Source organism: Aquamicrobium terrae (assembly GCF_052978165.1).
In genome coordinates, this window is sequence record NZ_JBRKLZ010000001.1 from 2,798,021 (window position 1) to 2,816,635 (window position 18,615).

Sequence of the window (18,615 nt, forward strand, 5' to 3'; positions counted from 1 at the left end):
TGCGCCTGCTGACATTTCCCGACAGGAGGCGAAACCGGGGCTTGCCTTTCGCCTGGCTGTGCACACTTAGTTGGGGACACGATCGGAAGCGAAATGGAGGCTGACCGAATGACCAGGAAGATTGTCCCGACACTGCTTGCCGCCGCGCTCATGGCCGGTGTCGGCCTTGCGCCCGCCTACGCCCAGACGCCCGACCGGGCACCGCCGCAGAATGCGATGAAGCTGTCGGAGATCGTCGCCAAGGTCGAGCAGCGCGAGGGTTTCCGCTATATCGACGACATCGAATGGGACGACGGGGCCTATGAGGTGACCTATTACACCACCGACAAGGCCAAGGTCGAAATCCGCTTCGACTCGGTTACCGGCGAGCCGAAATAGACGCAAGCCGATGCCGTATGCGATCGGGAGCCGCGCGCTCCTGCTTGCCGAGGTGCGGCCCGCCTGATAAAGGCCGCGCCCATGAGCACACCCCTCGACCACATCCGCAACTTCTCCATCGTCGCCCATATCGACCATGGCAAGTCCACGCTCGCCGATCGCCTGATCCAGCTGACGGGCGGCATGGACGCGCGCGAAATGGCCGGCAAGGAGCAGGTTCTCGATAATATGGATATCGAGAAGGAGCGCGGCATCACCATCAAGGCGCAGACCGTGCGCCTGAACTATCGGGCCAAGAACGGCGAGGACTACATCCTCAACCTCATCGACACGCCTGGCCACGTCGACTTCGCCTATGAGGTTTCGCGCAGCCTTTCCGCCTGCGAGGGCTCGCTTCTGGTGGTCGATGCCTCGCAGGGCGTCGAAGCCCAGACGCTCGCCAATGTCTACCAGGCCATCGACAACAATCACGAGATCGTCGTGGTCTTGAACAAGATCGACCTGCCCGCCGCCGAGCCCGAGCGCATCAAGGAGCAGGTGGAGGAGGTCATCGGCCTCGACGCCTCGCAGGCGGTGATGATCTCGGCCAAGACCGGCATCGGCATCGAGGACGTTCTGGAAGCCATCGTCCACCAGCTTCCGCCGCCGCGCGAGGGCGATGCCTCGAAGCCGCTGAAGGCCATGCTGGTCGATAGCTGGTACGACGCCTATCTCGGCGTCATCGTCCTGGTGCGCGTCATCGACGGCGTGCTCAAGAAGGGCCAGACCATCCGCATGATGGGCACCGGCGCCAGATACCCCGTCGAGCGCGCCGGCTTCTTCACGCCCAAGATGGTGCAGGCCGATGCGATCGGCCCCGGCGAGTTCGGCTTCATCACCGCCTCGATCAAGGAAGTGGCCGACACGCGCGTCGGCGACACCATAACCGAGGACCGCCGCCCGACCGCCGAGGCGCTTCCTGGCTTCAAACCCGCTCAGCCGGTGGTGTTCTGCGGCCTGTTCCCGGTCGATGCCGCCGATTTCGAGGATCTGCGCGCCGCCGTCGGCAAGCTGCGCCTCAACGACGCCTCCTTCTCTTACGAGATGGAAACCTCGGCCGCGCTCGGCTTCGGCTTCCGCTGCGGCTTCCTCGGCCTCCTGCATCTGGAGATCATCCAGGAGCGGCTGGAGCGCGAATTCGACCTCGACCTGATCGCCACGGCGCCGAGCGTCGTCTACCGCATGGTGATGAACAATGGCGAGGTGAAGGAGCTTCACAACCCCGCCGACATGCCCGACGTGGTCAAGATCGCCCACATCGAGGAGCCGTGGATCAGGGCGACCATTCTCACGCCCGACGATTATCTGGGCGCCATCCTCAAGCTGTGCCAGGACCGGCGCGGCATCCAGGCCGACCTGTCCTATGTCGGCAAGCGCGCCATGCTGGTCTACGACCTGCCGCTCAACGAGGTGGTGTTCGACTTCTACGACCGCCTGAAGTCAATCTCCAAGGGCTACGCCTCCTTCGACTACCACCTGACAGACTATCGCGAGGGCGACCTGGTCAAGATGTTGATCCTCGTCAATGACGAGCCGGTCGATGCGCTGTCCATGCTGGTCCACCGCTCGGCGGCGGAAAAGCGCGGCCGCGCCATGTGCGAGAAGCTGAAGGACCTCATTCCGCAGCACATGTTCAAGATTCCGATCCAGGCGGCCATCGGCGGCCGCATCATCGCGCGCGAGACCATCTCGGCCCTGCGCAAGGACGTGACCGCCAAGTGCTATGGCGGCGACGCCACCCGCAAGCGCAAGCTTCTGGAAAAGCAGAAGGAAGGCAAGAAGCGCATGCGGCAGTTCGGCAAGGTCGACATCCCGCAGGAAGCTTTCATCCAGGCCCTCAAGATGGGCGATTGATCGCGGCCATGCGCGCACTCGTCCAACGCGTGAGCGAGGCCGGCGTCACCGTTGATGGCAACATCGTCGGCGAGATCGGTGCGGGCCTGCTGGTTCTTGTCTGCGCCATGCAGGGCGATACGGAAGCGCAATCGGAATGGCTGGCGCGCAAGGTGGTGAACCTGCGCATCTTCCGCGACGAGCAGGAGCGCATGAACCGTTCGCTGCTCGACATCGGCGGGAGCGCGCTGGTCGTCAGCCAGTTCACGCTGGCCGCCGAGACGAAAGGCAACCGGCCCGGTTTCTCCACCGCCGCCGCGCCCGATGAGGGCAAGCGGCTCTACGAGCATTTTTCTTCCGCTGTGGCCGCCCACGGGGTAGCGGTCGCCAACGGCATTTTCGGCGCCGACATGAAGGTCGCGCTGGTCAATGACGGGCCGGTGACCATCTGGCTCGACACGGAGCGTTAGGCATCGATGCCTGCGCCTGCATGGCGGGTCGCCCGCATGCGGGCCTTTTGACCCAAGGATAAGGGCCGGTCTGATACAAGCGTATCATTGACCCCTTGCGCTTTTTCATGCCAAAGCCGCCCCCAAACATACCGCACCGCCGGTGGAAACAGTTTATTGGAGGTTTTGGGAATGTCGGATCGCATTGAGATCGCCGGTCTTCGTATCGCGCGCGTCCTGCACGACTTCGTGGCAAACGAGGCGCTGGCAGGCAGCGGCATCGATGCGCAGGCTTTCTGGTCCGGCGTTTCGGCGATCGCGCACGATCTGGCGCCGCGCAACCGTGCGCTCCTCGATCGGCGGGCCGAATTGCAGGGCAGGCTCGACCAGTGGTATCGCGACAATGGCGCGCCGGTCGATCTGGACGGCTACAAGGCATTCCTGGCCGAGATCGGCTATCTGGTGCCGGAAGGCCCGGCCTTCGAGGTGACGACCGCCAATGTCGATCCCGAGATCGCCGAGGTCGCCGGTCCGCAGCTCGTCGTGCCGGTGATGAATGCGCGCTATGCGCTCAATGCCGCCAATGCGCGCTGGGGCTCGCTCTACGATGCGCTCTACGGCACCGACGCGATCGCCGAGGCCGACGGTGCCGGGAAGGGCAAGGGCTACAATCCGGTGCGAGGCGGCAAGGTCATCGCCTGGGGCCGCAACTTCCTCGACGAGAGCGCTCCGTTGCAGGGTGGCTCCTGGGCGGATGCGGGCGCGCTGTCGGTCCGGGACGGCAAGCTCGTCGTCGGTGAGACCGGCCTTGCCGATCCGGCCCAGTTCGCTGGCTATCGCGGCGAGGCCTCCGCGCCGTCGGCCGTTCTGCTCAGGAAGAACGGCCTGCATGTCGAGATCGTCATCGACCGCGACAGCGTGATCGGCAAGACCGATAAGGCCGGCATTTCCGACATCGTGCTGGAAGCGGCGCTGACCACCATCCAGGACTGCGAGGATTCGGTCGCGGCCGTGGACGCCGAGGACAAGGTCGTCGTCTACCGCAACTGGCTGGGCCTGATGAAGGGCGACCTTGCCGAGGAGATTTCCAAGGACGGCCGCACCTTCACACGCCGCCTGAACGGCGACCGTGCCTACACCGCGCCTGACGGCGGCGAGCTGGTGCTGCCGGGCCGCTCGCTGATGCTGGTGCGCAATGTCGGCCACCTGATGACCAACCCGGCGGTCCTGCTCAAGGACGGTTCGGAAATTCCCGAGGGCATCATGGACGCGGCGATCACCGCGCTGATCGCCCTCAACGATGTCGGGCCGAAGGGCCGCCGCGCCAACAGCCGCGCCGGCTCCATGTATGTGGTCAAGCCCAAGATGCACGGGCCGGAGGAGGTCGCCTTCGCCGTCGAGATTTTCGACCGCGTCGAAGACCTGCTGGGCATGGCCCGCAATACCATCAAGATGGGCATCATGGACGAGGAGCGGCGCACCACCGTCAACCTCAAGGAATGCATCCGTGCCGCCGCGGCGCGCGTGGCCTTCATCAACACCGGCTTCCTCGACCGCACCGGCGACGAGATCCACACCTCGATGGAAGCCGGCCCGATGATCCGCAAGGGCGACATGAAGCAGGCGCCGTGGATCGGGGCCTATGAGGCCTGGAACGTCGACACCGGCCTCGAATGCGGCCTGTCCGGCCATGCCCAGATCGGCAAGGGCATGTGGGCGATGCCCGACATGATGGCGGCGATGCTGGAGCAGAAGATCGCCCACCCCAAGGCCGGCGCCAACACCGCCTGGGTGCCGTCGCCCACGGCGGCCACGCTGCACGCCACCCACTACCATCAGGTCAATGTGCATGCCGTTCAGGCCGCGATCCGCAACCGCCCGAAGGCGAAGCTGGACGATCTTCTGACCGTGCCGGTGGCGGTGCGCCCCAACTGGACGCCGCAGGACATCCAGCTCGAGCTGGACAACAACGCGCAGGGCATCCTCGGCTATGTGGTGCGCTGGGTCGACCAGGGCGTCGGCTGCTCCAAGGTGCCGGACATCAACGATGTCGGCCTGATGGAGGACCGCGCCACGCTGCGCATCTCCTCCCAGCACATCGCCAACTGGCTGCACCATGGCGTGTGCAGCGAGGAGCAGGTGATGGAAACGATGAAGCGCATGGCCGCCGTGGTCGACCGCCAGAATGCCGGCGATCCGCTCTACCGGCCGATGGCCCCGGATTTCGACGCCTCGATCGCCTTCCAGGCCGCCTGCGACCTGGTCTTCAAGGGGCGCGAGCAGCCGAGCGGCTACACCGAGCCGCTGCTCCACCAGCGCCGGCTCGAACTCAAGGCGAAGCTCGCTTCGTGATCTCTAGGCCACCGGCCGGCATCGTCCCGGCCGGTGGCCGCGCCGATACTTGCGGCGCGTTTGCATGCGCGCCGCCTTGTGATGCGCCCGCACATGCGCTAGCCCATGCGCACCATGATCGTGCTTGCCCTGGATTGTTCCGCCAGCCTGTGTGCCGCCTGCGTCTATGATGCGGGCGGGGGCATCGAGCTTGGCCGCGAGGTGCGCGATCTCGGCAAGGGCCATGCCGAGCATCTGATGGCCGTCATCGACGCCGCGCTCGGCAAGGCCGGAAAAACCTTTGCCGGGCTCGATGCCATCGCCGTTTCGGTCGGCCCCGGCTCCTTCACCGGGGTGAGGGTCGGCGTGTCGACGGCGCGCGGCCTGGCGCTTGCCCTGAAAATCCCGGCGATCGGGGTGACGACGCTGGAAGCGCTGGCGGCGGAAGCGGCGGACGGCTTCCCCGGCCGCGCGGTGCTGGCGGCTCTCGACGGCGGGCGCGGCGAAATCCATGCGGGGCTCTACGACAAGGACCTCAAGCCGCTGTTCGGCCCGGCCGCGACGAGCCTGGAGGAAGCGGCCCGGCTGGCAAGGCAAGCGGATGCCGTGCTCGCCGGCACCGTGGCGGAGGCGTGGGGCGGATCGGCCGAGATCGGCCCGGTGAAGGCGACCGCCGACATCGCCGTCTATGCAAGGCTCGCTGCGGGAAAGGGGGCGGGCGAAAGGCCCCGGCCCGTCTATCTGCGCGATGCGGACGCCAAGCCGCAGGCCGGCTTCGTCTTGCCGCGAACGGGTTCGTGACGGCTGCTGCGCGGGGAGGAGAAATTCGCATGCGCATACCTTTCCTTTCATCCCTGCGCCGCGAATATGCGTTGCAGCCGCTGTCGGTGGACGACAGCGCCATTGCCGCCACGCTGCACGCGGAGGGCTTCAGCCGTCCGTGGGCCGATGAGGAATTCGCCTCGCTTCTGGGGCAGGACACGGTGTTCGGCTTTGCCGCCCGTGAAGTGGGACGGTGCGGACGCGGGCCGGTCGGCTTCGTGCTGGCGCGGCTGGCCGCCGGTGAGGCCGAAATCCTCACCATCGTCGTGGCGCGCGCCCATCGCCGGCACGGGCTCGGCTGGCAGCTCATGGATGCGGTGCTGCGCGAGCTTCACGCCCAGCGCGCCGAGGCGCTGTTCCTGGAGGTGGACGAGGCCAACCCGGCGGCGATCGCGCTTTACCGGCGCCTTGGCTTCCGCGAGGTCGGCAAGCGGCCCAATTACTACCAGTCGACCGAAAACGGCCCGACCGGCGCGCTGGTCATGCGCCGCGACCTGCGCTGACGGCGGCCCGGCTGCATGATCGCGAAGCTGAGGATCGGTCTGGCGCTGGCCCTGGCGGCTTCGGGAACGCTGGTCCTCGTGCCTTTGCAGCTCATATCGATGAAGACCGGGCTATGGCGCGAGACGGTGGTGCTGAAGGTCTGGCACCGCGTCATCCTTCGGGCGCTGGGCATGCGCGTGCATGTGACCGGCAAGCTGGCGCCGCAGCGCCCGCTGCTGATCGCGGCCAACCATGTGTCCTGGACCGACATTCCCGTTCTCGGCGCCATCGCCGATGTCCGTTTCATCGCCAAGGCCGACATGCAGGGCTGGCCGCTGGTGGGTTTCCTGTCGAGCCTCCAGCGCACCGTCTACATAGACCGCGAGCGGCGGCGCAAATCCGGCGATCAGGCCGGCGAGATCGCCGGGCGGCTCGTCAATGGCGAGGCCATGGTACTTTTCGCGGAGGGCACGACCGGCGACGGCAACCTGATGCTGCCGTTCAAGAGCACGCTGTTCGGCGCGGCCACCATGGCGATTGCCGATGGCGCGGCACGCGAGGTGGCCATACAACCGGTGGCGATCGTCTATACGCGGCTGCACGGCATGCCGCTCGGCCGCCGCTTCCGGGCGCTGGCAAGCTGGATCGGCGATCAGGACCTTGCGCCCCATGCCAAAACCCTGCTCGGCACCGGCGCCATGGACGTCGAGGTGCGGTTCGGCGAACCGGTCGTCTTCGCCGCCGGCGACAACCGCAAGCAGGCGGCCCGGCTGGTGGAGGAACGGGTGCGGGAGATGTTTGCCGCGGCGCTGCGCGAGCCGCTGCCTGCGCCGCGTCCCAAGCCGCCTCAAACTGGGCCAAAAGCATAGATTCGCCCGGCTTTTGCTGGTAGAAGCCCGCCGATGGAACAGACGCCAACCCTTCCGACCGAAAAGGGCACGCCGAAGAAGGTCTTCGTCAAGACCTATGGCTGCCAGATGAACGTCTACGATTCGCAGCGCATGACCGATGCGCTGGCCGCCGACGGCTATGTGGCGACCGAGGCGATCGAGGACGCCGATCTGGTGCTGCTCAACACCTGCCATATCCGCGAGAAGGCGGCCGAGAAGGTCTATTCCGAGCTTGGCCGCATCCGCGACATGAAGGCCGAGCGGCAGGGCAATGGCGGCGATCTGGTGATCGGCGTCACCGGCTGCGTGGCGCAGGCCGAGGGCAGCGAGATCATCCGCCGCGCTCCGGCCGTGGATCTGGTCGTCGGCCCGCAGACCTATCACCGGCTGCCGGACGTGCTGGCCAAGGTGCGCAACGGCGAGAAGGTCGTGGAGACCGAATACGCCATCGAGGACAAGTTCGCCCACCTGCCGCAGCCGCGCCGCGCGGAAGTGGCCCGGCGCGGCGTCACCGCCTTCCTCACCGTGCAGGAAGGCTGCGACAAGTTCTGCACCTTCTGCGTGGTACCCTACACGCGCGGTTCGGAAGTCTCGCGCCCGGTCGCCCAGATCGTGGCCGAGGCCGAGCGGCTGGCCGAGGCCGGCGTGCGCGAGGTCACCCTGCTTGGCCAGAACGTCAATGCCTGGCACGGCGAGGGGCCGGACGGTTCCGAATGGGGGCTCGGCCGCCTGCTGTTCCGGCTGGCGGAAATTCCCGGCCTTGCGCGGCTGCGCTACACCACCAGCCATCCGCGCGACATGGACGACGAGCTGATTGCCGCCCATCGCGACCTCGGCGCGCTGATGCCCTATCTGCATCTGCCGGTGCAGTCCGGGTCCGACCGCATCCTGAAGGCGATGAACCGCCGCCACACCGCCGCGGATTATCTGCGCCTGCTCGAGCGTATTCGCTCGGCCCGCGCCGACATCGCCATGTCGGGCGATTTCATCGTCGGCTTCCCGGGCGAGACGGAGGCCGATTTCGAGGACACGATGAGGATCGTGCGCGAGGTTTCCTACGCCTCGGCCTTCTCATTCAAATATTCCCCGCGCCCCGGCACGCCGGGGGCCGAGATGGACGGTCATGTCGAGGAACCGGTCAAGGACGAACGGCTGCAGCGGCTGCAGGCGCTGCTCGGCGAGCAGCAGCAGGCCTTCACCGCTTCCATGATCGGGCGTACCATGTCGACGCTGATCGAGAAGCCGGGCCGTCAGCCTGGGCAGAAGGTGGGCCGCTCGCCCTGGCTCCAGCCGGTGATTGTTGATGAAAAGGTCGCCGAAATCGGTGACATTATTGATGTGCGAATCACGAAGACTGGCCACAACAGCCTGTTCGCCGAACCGGCCTGATCGCGGATGAACCGGACGATCTGGCCCCGGCAGATTTGGAGAGACGGTTGAGCGCAGCCGACCTGACGAATACGAGCCCCGATGGACCCTCCTCCAGCGTTCCATCCGGAGCCTCGGACATGGCCCACATCGTGCTCACCTTCGACAACAACAAGCTTGCCGGCTCGCTCTACGGCCAGTTCGACGAGAATCTGGCGCGGCTGGAGCAGAAGCTGGGCGTCGATATTCGCTCGCGCGGCAACCAGCTCACCATCCGCGGTTCCGCCGTCGCCGCCGAGCAGGCGCGCCGCGCGCTCGACAGCCTCTACGACATCCTCCAGAAGGGTTCCGAAATCAGCCAGTCCGATGTCGATGGCGCGGTGCGCATGGCCATCGCCGCCGACGACCAGCTCATCCTGCCGACCATGGAGCGCAAGGGCAAGATGTCGGCCGCGCAGATTTCCACGCGCAAGAAGACCATCTATGCCCGCTCGCTGAACCAGGACGCCTATATGCGGGCGCTGGAGCGCTCCGAGCTGGTGTTCGGCGTCGGCCCGGCCGGCACCGGCAAGACCTATCTGGCGGTGGCGCACGCCGCCATGCTGCTGGAACGCGGCATGGTCGAGCGGATCATCCTGTCGCGGCCGGCGGTCGAGGCCGGCGAGCGGCTGGGCTTCCTGCCGGGCGACATGAAGGAGAAGGTCGATCCCTATCTGCGGCCGCTCTATGACGCGCTCTACGACATGATGCCGGGCGACAAGGTGGAACGGGCGATCACCGCCGGCGTCATCGAGATCGCGCCGCTGGCCTTCATGCGCGGCCGCACGCTCTCCCACGCCGCCGTCATTCTCGACGAGGCGCAGAACACGACCTCCATGCAGATGAAGATGTTCCTCACGCGTCTCGGGGAAAATTCGCGCATGATCGTTACCGGCGACCCGACCCAGATCGACCTGCCGCCGAACACGAAGTCCGGGCTGGTCGAGGCGCTGCGCGTGCTGGACGGCGTGCCGGGTGTCGTCACCGTGCGCTTCAACGATGTCGATGTGGTGCGCCATCCGCTGGTGGCCGAGATCGTCAGGGCCTATGACCGCGACGGCAAGGTCGCGCGCGGGCTGGAAGGCTGACGAGCGCCGCCATGCATGAAGACAATCGCGACCTGGCGGCATCGGCGCCGCTTCCGGTGGATATAGACCTTCTGGTCGAGGCCGGCGACTGGCCGCCGCAGAGCGATCTCCTGCATCTGGTGGAGCGGGCCGTCGGCGCGGTTCTGGCCGAGTTGCAGCTGCGGTGGACGGGGCGCAGCGAATTGAGCGTCGTCTTCTGCGACGATGCCCGCATCCGCGACCTGAATGCCGAATGGCGTGGCAAGGACAGGCCCACCAATGTCCTCTCCTTTCCCGCTTTCGAGGCGGAGGAAGGCTTCCAGCCACCCATGCTGGGCGATATCGTGCTGGCTGCGGAGACCGTCGCGCGCGAGGCGGAACTGGAAAACAAGCCGCTCGACAACCATATCAGTCATCTGCTGGTCCATGGATTTCTGCATCTTCTGGGGTACGATCACGAGACCGAGGAAGAGGCGGAGGACATGGAGGCAGTTGAGCGCAGGGCGCTGGCAAGGCTTGCCATTCCCGATCCCTATGCGTAATTACGTTGAAAACCTGACCGGACGACGATGAACGAAACGCCAAATACTGCCCCGCACGATGAGGCAGGCAGCTCTCGGGACATTCCCGAGAATTCCGACGAGGACCCGAGTCCGAGTATCGCGACCGGCAGCCAGCCGGCGGAAGCCGCCCCTGCCGGACCTGGCCTTGTCCAGAAGCTGATCTCGCTGTTCAAGCCGCGCAACGGCACCAATCTGCGCGAGGAAATCGCCGACGCCCTGGCCGAGACCGGTGTCGACGCGGAAGCCTTCTCGCCCGGCGAACGGGCGATGCTCAACAACATCCTGCGCTTGCGCGAGGTGCGCGTCGAGGACGTGATGGTGCCGCGCGCCGACATCGAGGCGGCGGAGATCGGCACCACGCTGGCCGATCTGATGACCATGTTCGAGCAGTCCGGCCATTCGCGCATGCCCGTCTATGCCGAGACGCTGGACGATCCGCGCGGCATGATCCATATCCGCGACGTTTTGGGGCACATCACGCGCGGCGCCCGCGGCAAGAAGCGCCGCACCACTCGCAAGCAGCCGCTCGGCGCCCAGCTCGACCTGTCGCAGGTCGATCTCTCGCGCACCATCGGCGAACTCAACCTCATGCGCCCGGTCCTGTTCGTGCCGCCTTCCATGCTGGCGTCGGACCTGATGGGCCGCATGCAGGCGGCGCGCACCCAGATGGCGCTGGTCATCGACGAATATGGCGGCACCGACGGTCTCGCCTCGCTGGAGGACATCGTCGAGATGGTCGTCGGTGACATCGAGGACGAGCACGATGACGAGGATCCGTTGATCACGAAGGCCGGCGACGGCGTGTTTATCGTCGACGGCAAGGCCGAGATCGAGGATGTGCAGGCCATGATCGGGGAGGATTTCGCACCCGGCGAGCACGGCGAATCGGTCGACACCATCGGCGGCATGATCTTCAACACGCTGGGCCGCGTGCCGGCGCGCGGCGAGGTGGTGCAGGCCATACCCGGCTTCGAGTTCCATGTGCTGGATGCCGATCCGCGCCGCGTCAAGCGCGTGCGCATCGTGCAACTCCCCAAGGCAGACCGGCGCAAGCGCGCGGTCAGGGCCGAGCAGGCCTGATCGGCCCCGATCGGCAAGAGGACCGGCAGCAGGGCCGGCCCCCTTTGCCTCAACATCTCAGGGCGCGAAATCCAGAAAGCCGACGACGCTTTCGATGCGGCCGGTGCCGTCCAGCTTCACCATGTCGGTTCCGCCGGCAACCGGTTCCCCGCCTTCCGGCGCCAGGTCCCAGGAAAAGCGGACCCACGGCCCATGGCCGTCCGGTGTCCCTCTCAGGGCAAAGCTGTGCCCCGGAAAGTGCGCGCGCGCTCCGGCAATCATCGTGCCGATGCCGCCGTGCCCGTCGCCGTTCATCATCGGATCGACATAGCGGGCATCGGAGGCCCAGCCACCGGTGATGGCCTCCTGACGCCGCGCGTCGTCGGCTTCGTTCCACACGGCCAGATAGGCTTCGGCGACGGCAAGGGGCGTGGGCTGGGTCATGGTCGTTCTCCTTGTTGTTGACCGCCCAACCATGCCGGCGCTGCTGCACCGGATCGATTACCTCCAAGGTAATGTCCGCAAAGAAGCCCGGTGCTACAGTCGGCGTCATGAGCACCACCACGGAAACAGTCGGCGACCTCTTGCGCGAATGGCGGCGCCGCCGCCGCTACAGCCAGCTCGAACTGGCCGGTGAGGCCGGCGTGTCGACGCGCCACCTGAGCTTCGTCGAGAGCGGCAGGGCAGGGGCCAGCCGTGACATGCTGGTGCGCTTGTCGGAACAGCTCGACATGCCGTTGCGGGCCCGCAACCGTCTGCTGCTCGCCGGCGGTTTTGCGCCCGCCTATGGAGAGCGGTCCCTGGACGAGCCCGCCATGGGCGAGGCAAGGGCGGTGCTCGATGCGGTGCTGGCCGGGCATGCGCCGTTCCCCGCGCTGGCCGTCGATGCACATTGGAACCTCGTCGCGGCCAATGACGCGGTCATGGCGCTGCTCGATGGCGTCTCGCCCGCGCTGCTTGCTCCGCCGGTGAACGTGTTGCGGCTGAGCCTCCATCCTCAGGGCCTCGCGCCGCGCATCGACAATCTGGCCGAGTGGCGCCACCATTTGCTCGAGCGGCTTCGCATGCAGACGGAAAGCAGCGGCGATGCCAGGCTTGCGGCGCTGCACGCGGAACTGGCCGCGCTGCCGTTCCGCGCCGGCACGAAGCCGCCCGCGCCGGTTAATCCCGTCGCCGTGCCGTTGAGATTGCGCGCGGCCGGCACGGTCCTGTCGTTGCTGTCGACCACCACCGTTTTCGGGACGGCGACGGATGTCACGCTCGCCGAGATCACCCTCGAATGCTTCTACCCCGCCGATGCGGACACGCGGGCCTATTTCCTTCGCGGTGCGGCAAATGCCGGGTGAATGGGCGTTTGGCGCGCGGACTCCCGCCTGCTAGGTTTTGCCGGTGATTCGTGTTGATCGGTAGGTCTCATGCAACGCCTTGCCGGCCGGATAGTGCTGCTTTGGGGGTGGCGGCGGGCGTTGGTCGCCTTCCTTGCCGGAATGCTGGCCGTGCTGGGGCAGGCGCCCTATGATTTTTCGGCGGCCTGCTTCATCTCCTTCCCCGTGCTGGTCTGGCTTCTCGACGGCACCACCGGTGACCGCGCCGCAAGCCGGCTCGGGCGCCTGAAGCCTGCCTTCGCGGTCGGCTGGTGGTTCGGCTTCGGCTATTTCCTCGGCGGCCTGTGGTGGATCGGGCTGGCGCTGCTGGTCGAGGCGGAGAGCTTTGCCTGGGCATTGCCCTTCGCCGTGGTCGGCATTCCGCTGGGCCTGGCGTTTTTCTACGGGCTGGCGACAGCCATCGCCCGCTCGATGTGGGGCGGCGGCATCGGCCGCATCGCGGCCCTTGCCGTCGGCTTTGCCATCGCCGAATGGCTGCGCGGCTTCCTCTTCACCGGCTTTCCATGGAATGCCATCGGCTATGCCGCGATGCCGGTGACGATGCTCATGCAGAGCGTTTCGGCGATCGGCATGGACGGCATGAACGCCCTTGCCGTGTTCGTCTTCGCCTTGCCGGCGCTGCTGGTGGATCAATCCGGGCGGCGGATCGGTGTCGCCCTGTTTGCCGGTCTGCTGATCGCCCATGCCGGCTTCGGTTATTATCGGCTTACCAAGCCGGTGCCGGAGGCGCGGGATCATCTGTCGGTGCGTATCGTGCAGCCGAATGTCGATCTCAGCGAAAAATGGGACGCTCAGGTGCGCGACCGCATCTTCGCCTCGCTGATCGAACTGTCCTCGCGCCCGCCGGCGCAAGGGCAGGAGCGCCCGCAACTGATCATCTGGCCGGAGACCTCCGTGCCGTTCCTGTTCACGGATCGGCCCGAAGCGCTGACGGCGATCGGCGAGATGTTGCAGGAAGGCCAGCTCCTGCTGGCCGGCATCGTGCGCGAGGAAGCGGCCTCGGGGCCGGGAACGCGCACCCGCTACTACAATTCGGTGGTGGCGATCGACGACCGCGGCGAGATCGTCGATGCGGTCGACAAGGTTCATCTGGTGCCGTTCGGCGAGTACATCCCCTTCGCCGATCTGTTCGCCGCCATCGGCATCGAGCAGCTCGTCGCCGGCCCGATGAATTTCGACGCCGGCAGCCAGCGCAAGGACATCAGCCTGCCAGGCGGCGCCCGGGCCGTGCCCTTCATCTGCTACGAGGTCATTTTCCCGGAACTGGTGGCGCATGACGCCGAGGCGGCGCAAATCATGGTCAATGTCACCAACGACGCATGGTTCGGAGACACGCCGGGGCCGTATCAGCACTTCCGGCAGGCGCAGATACGCGCCGTTGAAAACGGCTTACCTTTGCTGCGCGCGGCCAATACCGGCATCTCCGGCATCGTCGAGCAGCGGGGGATGGTGGTCGAAGCGCTGGCCATCGATACGCTCGGCGCGATAGACGCCCGCATCCCCGTTTACCATGCGGAAACCATAAATTATGAGCAGCGTCGCATAAATGGCATAATCGTAGTGCTGCTTCTTGTCGCTGCCACACTTGTTGTGAATGTAAGGCGGAGCCTACGATCGAATTGACAGCCCGTATATTAGAACTTCATATTGTATGAGATTGCCTATTTGGGATGAGGCTGGAGCATCCATTCGCGCCTCGTGCAGGTCGATGCGATAAGGCATATGATAACAGAAAAGCCGGAGGAATTCGGCGAGGGACGAATGGCGGAACAGAACAAAAAGAAGCCTAATCCGATAGATGCCCATGTCGGCGGACGCATACGCATGCGACGCAACATGCTGGGCATGAGCCAGGAGAGGCTGGGCGAGAGCCTGGGCATAACCTTCCAGCAAATCCAGAAATATGAAAAGGGCACCAACCGCGTCGGCGCCAGCCGGCTGCAGGCCATCGCCTCCATATTGGAAGTGCCGCCGGCTTTCTTTTTCGAGAACGCGCCCACCCAGGATGCCGGACCGGGCGGCGGGCTTTCCGAGGACAGCTCCATGACCTCGGTGATGGAGTTCTGCTCCAGCCAGGAAGGCATCCAGCTCAACCGTGCCTTCGTGAAGATCACCGACCCCAAGGTGCGTCGGCGGATCGTCGATCTGGTGAAATCCCTTTCGGCCGACGATCTCGACCAATAAATGCTCCTGTTGACGGCTTGGGAGAAAGTCCTTTCCCGCCGGTCTCCCGACAGCTTGACGACTCGCGCACCACCCCGCTAACACGTTGCGCGCCATATCGACGCAACGCCGCAGCCGCCGCTGCGGTATTTCTAGAGGGGACATCCCGTGAGCCGTCTGAATTACCTCTTCACCTCGGAATCCGTGTCCGAGGGCCACCCCGACAAGGTCTGCGACCGCATATCCGATGAAATCGTCGACCTCGTTTACCGGGAGGCGAAGAAAAGCGGCATGGATCCCTGGAAGGTGCGCGTGGCCTGCGAGACGCTGGCCACCACCAACCGCGTCGTGATCGCGGGCGAGGTGCGCGTGCCGGACACGCTGCTGAAGAAGGACAAGGACGGCAACATCCTCAAGGATGCCTCCGGCCATGCCGTCATCAACCCCTCGAAGATCCGCGCCGCCGCGCGCAAGGCGATCAAGGCGATCGGCTACGAGCAGGACGGCTTCCACTGGAAGACGGCGAAGATCGACGTGCTGCTGCACGGCCAGTCGCCGGACATCGGCCAGGGCGTCGACAACGCCGCCGATCGTCAGGGCGAGGAAGGCGCGGGCGACCAGGGCATCATGTTCGGCTACGCCTGCCGCGAGACGCCGGACCTGATGCCGGCGCCGATCTACTACAGCCACAAGATTCTGGAGCTTCTGGCCGCCGCCCGCCACAAGGGCGAAGGTGATGTCGGCAAGCTCGGCCCCGACGCCAAGAGCCAGGTCACGGTCCGTTACGAGGACGGCAAGGCCGCCGAAGCGACCCAGATCGTGCTTTCGACCCAGCATCTCGACGGAAGCTGGGATTCCAAGAAGGTCCGCAAGGTCGTCGAGCCCTACATTCGCGAGGCGCTGGGCGACCTCAAGATCGCCGAGGACTGCAACTGGTACATCAATCCGACCGGCAAGTTCGTCATCGGCGGCCCGGACGGCGACGCGGGCCTCACCGGCCGCAAGATCATCGTCGACACCTATGGCGGCGCTGCCCCCCATGGCGGTGGCGCCTTCTCCGGCAAGGACACCACCAAGGTGGACCGTTCGGCGGCCTATGCGGCGCGCTACCTTGCCAAGAACGTGGTGGCCGCGAAGCTGGCCGACCGCTGCACCATCCAGCTTTCCTATGCCATCGGCGTCGCCCAGCCGCTGTCCGTCTATGTGGACTTGCACGGCACCGGCAAGGTCGAGGAATCGGTTCTGGAAGAGGCCCTGCGCAAGGTTATGGACCTGTCGCCGAGCGGCATCCGCCGCCATCTCGACCTCAACAAGCCGATCTACGCCCGGACGTCCGCCTACGGCCACTTCGGCCGCAAGGCCGGCCGTGACGGTTCGTTCTCGTGGGAAAAGACCGATCTGGTGAAGGCGCTCAAGGAAGCCGTCGCCGGTTGAGCGAGGTGCCCGAAGCCGTGTCCCGCGAAGACGAAAGACCCAGCCGCGCCAGCGAAGCCTTCTTCGGCCGCCGCCGCGGCAAGGCGCTGCGCTCCGGCCAGTCGGCGGCGCTGGCCTCGGGGCTGGGGCGCTACGGGCTCGACCTGTCGAGCCCGGCGCCGGACGATCTGCGCCGGCTCTTTTCCTCGCCGGTGGAGGGCGTGCGGCTGGAGATCGGCTTCGGCGGCGGCGAGCATCTGCTGCATGAGACGACCACCCGTCCGGGCACCGGCTTCATCGGCGTCGAGCCCTTCGTCAACGGCATGGCCAAGATGGCGGCGGCGCTGGAGCGCCAGCCGCTCGCCAACATCAGGCTGTTCCACGACGACGCGACGCTGCTGCTCGACTGGCTGCCCGCGGCGTCGCTCGACGGCATCGACCTGCTCTATCCCGATCCGTGGCCGAAGAAGCGGCATTGGAAGCGCCGCTTCGTCAATGCGGCCAATCTCGACCGTTTCGCCCGGGCGCTGAAGCCCGGCGGCCGCTTCCGCTTCGCCTCGGACATCGACACCTACGTCAACTGGACCCTTCTGCACTGCCGGGCCCACCCCGCCTTCGAATGGCAGGCGCACGAGGCCGCCGACTGGCACACGCCCTATGAGGGTTGGCCGGGCACGCGCTATGAGGCCAAGGCGCTGCGCGAAGGCCGCCCGCCTGCCTATCTGACCTTCCTGCGTTCCTGAATCCTTCCTGTTTCACAACATCTTGGACCTTCGGACGAGGGTGCTTGCGCCCGTGTGCGTCTGATGTCACGTTGCGGTTGAGGTCCGCGACGGGCCGGCCGCCGGACGGGAGCCGGCGCATGCGTGTCAGCCCGCAGCGGCGGGTATCAAGGGAGGAAATGCAGTGAAGCAGTTCGTGTGGGCATCCATCATTGCCGGCGCCATGGCCCTTCCGGCGATGGCCGAGGACTACAAGATCATGGCTCCGGCCGCGCCGGGCGGCGGATGGGACCAGACCGCAAGGTCGATGCAGGCGGCCCTTCAGGATGAAAAGATTTCCAGCAGCGTGCAGGTCCAGAACGTGCCGGGCGCCGGCGGCACCATCGGCCTCGCCCAGTTCGTCAACCAGTCGTCGGGCGATCCTTCGCAGCTCATCGTCGGCGGCTACGTCATGGTCGGCGCGATCCTCACCAACGGCTCGCCGGTCACGCTCGACCAGGTGACGCCGATCGCGCGGCTGACCGGCGAATATGAGGCGATCGTGGTCCCGGCGGCCTCCGACATCAAGGACATGGCGGGTCTGGTCGAGAAGCTGAAGGCCGATCCCGGCGGCGTTTCGTGGGGCGGCGGCTCGGCCGGCGGCACCGACCACATCACCGCGGGCCTGATCGCCAAGGCGGTGGGCGTCGATCCGACCAAGGTCAACTACATCGCCTTCTCCGGCGGCGGCGAGGCGCTGGCCGCCATTCTCGGCAACCAGGTCACCGTCGGCATTTCCGGCTATGGCGAGTTCGCGTCGCAGATCGAGGCGGGCACGCTGCGCATCATCGGCATCTCCAGCGACGAGCGGGTCGAGGGCATCGATGCGCCGACCTTCAAGGAAGGCGGCGTCGACGTCTCGATCCAGAATTGGCGCATGGTGGCTGCCGCGCCCGGCATCAGCGACGAGCAGAAAGCCACGATTCTGGCCGATATCGAGAAGATGGCGAAGTCCGAGAGCTGGCAGAAGACCCTGGCGGAAAAGGGCTGGGCCGATACCTATCTGGCCGGTGACGCCTTCACCGAACAGCTCAAGAAGGACACCGACGACACCACCGCTATCCTCAAAGAGATCGGCCTCGTCAAATGAGCGACTCCGGTTCGCGCAACACCCAGCGCCGCCCCGACAAGGCGGCGCTGGTCATAGCGGCGGCACTCGCCGTTGCCGCCATCGTCATCGCCTGGAGCACGTCGCAGGCCGGTGGCGTGGCCGGCTATTCGCCGGTCGGCCCCAAGACCTTTCCCTACATCATCGCCGGTGGCCTGTTCCTCCTGTCGATCCTGACCGCGATCGAGGCGATGCGGGGCCATTTCCCCGCGCGCGAGGTGCAGGATTTTCCGCCCATGCTGTGGGTGCTCGGCGGGCTGGTGGCGCAGATGCTGACCATGAAGACGATCGGCTTCGCCTTTTCCACCGGCCTGCTGTTCGCCGCCACCGCGCGCGCCTTCGGCAAGGGGCCGCTGTGGATGACCTTTCCCATCGGCGTGGTCTTCGCGCTGCTCGTGTGGTTGATGTTCGCCAAGGGCCTGCAGCTCACGCTGCCCGCCGGCCCGCTCGAACGGCTGTTCTGA

Annotated in this window: 19 protein-coding genes; 18 read left to right on the top strand and 1 reads right to left on the bottom strand. The window is 66.1% G+C overall.

The window, feature by feature from the left end; all coding sequences use genetic code 11:
• Window positions 1–108: 108 nt before the first annotated feature.
• From ACVCNR_RS13700 to ACVCNR_RS13750, 11 genes are all read left to right on the top strand, one after another.
• Entirely contained in the window at window positions 109–378 is a 270-nt protein-coding gene (locus ACVCNR_RS13700; RefSeq protein WP_447075169.1) for a PepSY domain-containing protein, read from the top strand.
• 81 nt (window positions 379–459) lie between these two features.
• A complete protein-coding gene (lepA, locus tag ACVCNR_RS13705; RefSeq protein WP_447075170.1) occupies window positions 460–2,271 on the top strand; it encodes a translation elongation factor 4 in 1,812 nt (603 codons plus the stop codon).
• Window positions 2,272–2,279: 8 nt separating this feature from the next.
• The gene (dtd, locus tag ACVCNR_RS13710; RefSeq protein ID WP_354196463.1) at window positions 2,280–2,720 is read left to right on the top strand and encodes a D-aminoacyl-tRNA deacylase; all 441 of its coding nucleotides are present in this window, start codon (window positions 2,280–2,282) and stop codon (window positions 2,718–2,720) included.
• A 171-nt stretch (window positions 2,721–2,891) separates the two neighbouring features.
• Window positions 2,892–5,051 (top strand): malate synthase G, encoded by a 2,160-nt coding sequence (locus tag ACVCNR_RS13715; protein ID WP_447075171.1) that lies wholly within the window; start codon window positions 2,892–2,894, stop codon window positions 5,049–5,051.
• 114 nt (window positions 5,052–5,165) lie between these two features.
• Window positions 5,166–5,831: a tRNA (adenosine(37)-N6)-threonylcarbamoyltransferase complex dimerization subunit type 1 TsaB gene (tsaB, locus tag ACVCNR_RS13720; RefSeq protein WP_447075702.1), complete on the top strand. Its 666-nt coding sequence runs from the start codon at window positions 5,166–5,168 to the stop codon at window positions 5,829–5,831.
• Between the two features lie 29 nt (window positions 5,832–5,860).
• Entirely contained in the window at window positions 5,861–6,355 is a 495-nt protein-coding gene (locus ACVCNR_RS13725; RefSeq protein ID WP_447075172.1) for a GNAT family N-acetyltransferase, read from the top strand.
• A 15-nt stretch (window positions 6,356–6,370) separates the two neighbouring features.
• Complete coding sequence (gene olsA / locus ACVCNR_RS13730; RefSeq protein WP_354196469.1) at window positions 6,371–7,204, top strand: lyso-ornithine lipid O-acyltransferase; 834 nt, start codon at window positions 6,371–6,373, stop codon at window positions 7,202–7,204.
• Window positions 7,205–7,237: 33 nt separating this feature from the next.
• The gene (miaB, locus tag ACVCNR_RS13735; protein WP_447075173.1) at window positions 7,238–8,614 is read left to right on the top strand and encodes a tRNA (N6-isopentenyl adenosine(37)-C2)-methylthiotransferase MiaB; all 1,377 of its coding nucleotides are present in this window, start codon (window positions 7,238–7,240) and stop codon (window positions 8,612–8,614) included.
• Window positions 8,615–8,733: 119 nt separating this feature from the next.
• Window positions 8,734–9,720: a PhoH family protein gene (locus ACVCNR_RS13740; RefSeq protein WP_354196473.1), complete on the top strand. Its 987-nt coding sequence runs from the start codon at window positions 8,734–8,736 to the stop codon at window positions 9,718–9,720.
• Window positions 9,721–9,731: 11 nt separating this feature from the next.
• A complete protein-coding gene (gene ybeY, locus ACVCNR_RS13745; RefSeq protein WP_447075174.1) occupies window positions 9,732–10,241 on the top strand; it encodes an rRNA maturation RNase YbeY in 510 nt (169 codons plus the stop codon).
• A gap of 27 nt (window positions 10,242–10,268) precedes the next feature.
• Window positions 10,269–11,342: a hemolysin family protein gene (locus tag ACVCNR_RS13750; RefSeq protein WP_354196477.1), complete on the top strand. Its 1,074-nt coding sequence runs from the start codon at window positions 10,269–10,271 to the stop codon at window positions 11,340–11,342.
• 57 nt (window positions 11,343–11,399) lie between these two features.
• On the opposite strand, the gene ACVCNR_RS13755 is transcribed toward ACVCNR_RS13750, so the two are convergent.
• Complete coding sequence (locus ACVCNR_RS13755; protein ID WP_354196479.1) at window positions 11,400–11,765, bottom strand: nuclear transport factor 2 family protein; 366 nt, start codon at window positions 11,763–11,765, stop codon at window positions 11,400–11,402.
• Between the two features lie 107 nt (window positions 11,766–11,872).
• Between ACVCNR_RS13755 and ACVCNR_RS13760 the strand changes: the two genes are divergently transcribed.
• The 7 genes from ACVCNR_RS13760 to ACVCNR_RS13790 all read left to right on the top strand — a co-directional run bounded on the left by ACVCNR_RS13760 (window position 11,873) and on the right by ACVCNR_RS13790 (window position 18,615).
• Window positions 11,873–12,667, top strand: coding sequence for a helix-turn-helix domain-containing protein (locus tag ACVCNR_RS13760; RefSeq protein ID WP_447075175.1), 795 nt, complete (start codon window positions 11,873–11,875; stop codon window positions 12,665–12,667).
• 69 nt (window positions 12,668–12,736) lie between these two features.
• Complete coding sequence (lnt, locus tag ACVCNR_RS13765) at window positions 12,737–14,329, top strand: apolipoprotein N-acyltransferase (RefSeq protein ID WP_447075176.1); 1,593 nt, start codon at window positions 12,737–12,739, stop codon at window positions 14,327–14,329.
• 138 nt (window positions 14,330–14,467) lie between these two features.
• Window positions 14,468–14,890, top strand: a complete 423-nt coding sequence (locus ACVCNR_RS13770) for a helix-turn-helix domain-containing protein (RefSeq protein ID WP_354196485.1) — start codon at window positions 14,468–14,470, stop codon at window positions 14,888–14,890.
• A gap of 147 nt (window positions 14,891–15,037) precedes the next feature.
• Window positions 15,038–16,303: a methionine adenosyltransferase gene (metK, locus tag ACVCNR_RS13775; protein ID WP_354196487.1), complete on the top strand. Its 1,266-nt coding sequence runs from the start codon at window positions 15,038–15,040 to the stop codon at window positions 16,301–16,303.
• Window positions 16,300–17,025 (top strand): tRNA (guanine(46)-N(7))-methyltransferase TrmB, encoded by a 726-nt coding sequence (trmB, locus tag ACVCNR_RS13780; RefSeq protein ID WP_447075177.1) that lies wholly within the window; start codon window positions 16,300–16,302, stop codon window positions 17,023–17,025. The genes metK and trmB overlap by 4 nt, the downstream gene beginning before the upstream one ends.
• A gap of 202 nt (window positions 17,026–17,227) precedes the next feature.
• Window positions 17,228–18,133 carry a Bug family tripartite tricarboxylate transporter substrate binding protein gene (locus ACVCNR_RS13785; RefSeq protein WP_435521573.1) on the top strand — a complete coding sequence of 302 codons (906 nt, stop codon included), beginning with the start codon at window positions 17,228–17,230 and terminating at the stop codon, window positions 18,131–18,133.
• Window positions 18,130–18,615 (top strand): tripartite tricarboxylate transporter TctB family protein, encoded by a 486-nt coding sequence (locus ACVCNR_RS13790; protein ID WP_354196493.1) that lies wholly within the window; start codon window positions 18,130–18,132, stop codon window positions 18,613–18,615. The genes ACVCNR_RS13785 and ACVCNR_RS13790 overlap by 4 nt, the downstream gene beginning before the upstream one ends.

Coding starts and splice junctions, on each gene's coding strand:
- tsaB (WP_447075702.1), top strand. CDS start 5,166: ATGATCGTGCTTGCCCTGGATTGTTCCGCCAGCCTGTGTGCCGCCTGC.
- lnt (WP_447075176.1), top strand. CDS start 12,737: ATGCAACGCCTTGCCGGCCGGATAGTGCTGCTTTGGGGGTGGCGGCGG.
- olsA (WP_354196469.1), top strand. CDS start 6,371: ATGATCGCGAAGCTGAGGATCGGTCTGGCGCTGGCCCTGGCGGCTTCG.
- ACVCNR_RS13715 (WP_447075171.1), top strand. CDS start 2,892: ATGTCGGATCGCATTGAGATCGCCGGTCTTCGTATCGCGCGCGTCCTG.
- ACVCNR_RS13790 (WP_354196493.1), top strand. CDS start 18,130: ATGAGCGACTCCGGTTCGCGCAACACCCAGCGCCGCCCCGACAAGGCG.
- ACVCNR_RS13760 (WP_447075175.1), top strand. CDS start 11,873: ATGAGCACCACCACGGAAACAGTCGGCGACCTCTTGCGCGAATGGCGG.
- ACVCNR_RS13700 (WP_447075169.1), top strand. CDS start 109: ATGACCAGGAAGATTGTCCCGACACTGCTTGCCGCCGCGCTCATGGCC.
- ybeY (WP_447075174.1), top strand. CDS start 9,732: ATGCATGAAGACAATCGCGACCTGGCGGCATCGGCGCCGCTTCCGGTG.
- dtd (WP_354196463.1), top strand. CDS start 2,280: ATGCGCGCACTCGTCCAACGCGTGAGCGAGGCCGGCGTCACCGTTGAT.
- ACVCNR_RS13750 (WP_354196477.1), top strand. CDS start 10,269: ATGAACGAAACGCCAAATACTGCCCCGCACGATGAGGCAGGCAGCTCT.
- ACVCNR_RS13785 (WP_435521573.1), top strand. CDS start 17,228: ATGGCCCTTCCGGCGATGGCCGAGGACTACAAGATCATGGCTCCGGCC.
- lepA (WP_447075170.1), top strand. CDS start 460: ATGAGCACACCCCTCGACCACATCCGCAACTTCTCCATCGTCGCCCAT.
- ACVCNR_RS13755 (WP_354196479.1), bottom strand. CDS start 11,765: ATGACCCAGCCCACGCCCCTTGCCGTCGCCGAAGCCTATCTGGCCGTG.
- miaB (WP_447075173.1), top strand. CDS start 7,238: ATGGAACAGACGCCAACCCTTCCGACCGAAAAGGGCACGCCGAAGAAG.
- ACVCNR_RS13770 (WP_354196485.1), top strand. CDS start 14,468: ATGGCGGAACAGAACAAAAAGAAGCCTAATCCGATAGATGCCCATGTC.
- ACVCNR_RS13740 (WP_354196473.1), top strand. CDS start 8,734: ATGGCCCACATCGTGCTCACCTTCGACAACAACAAGCTTGCCGGCTCG.
- ACVCNR_RS13725 (WP_447075172.1), top strand. CDS start 5,861: ATGCGCATACCTTTCCTTTCATCCCTGCGCCGCGAATATGCGTTGCAG.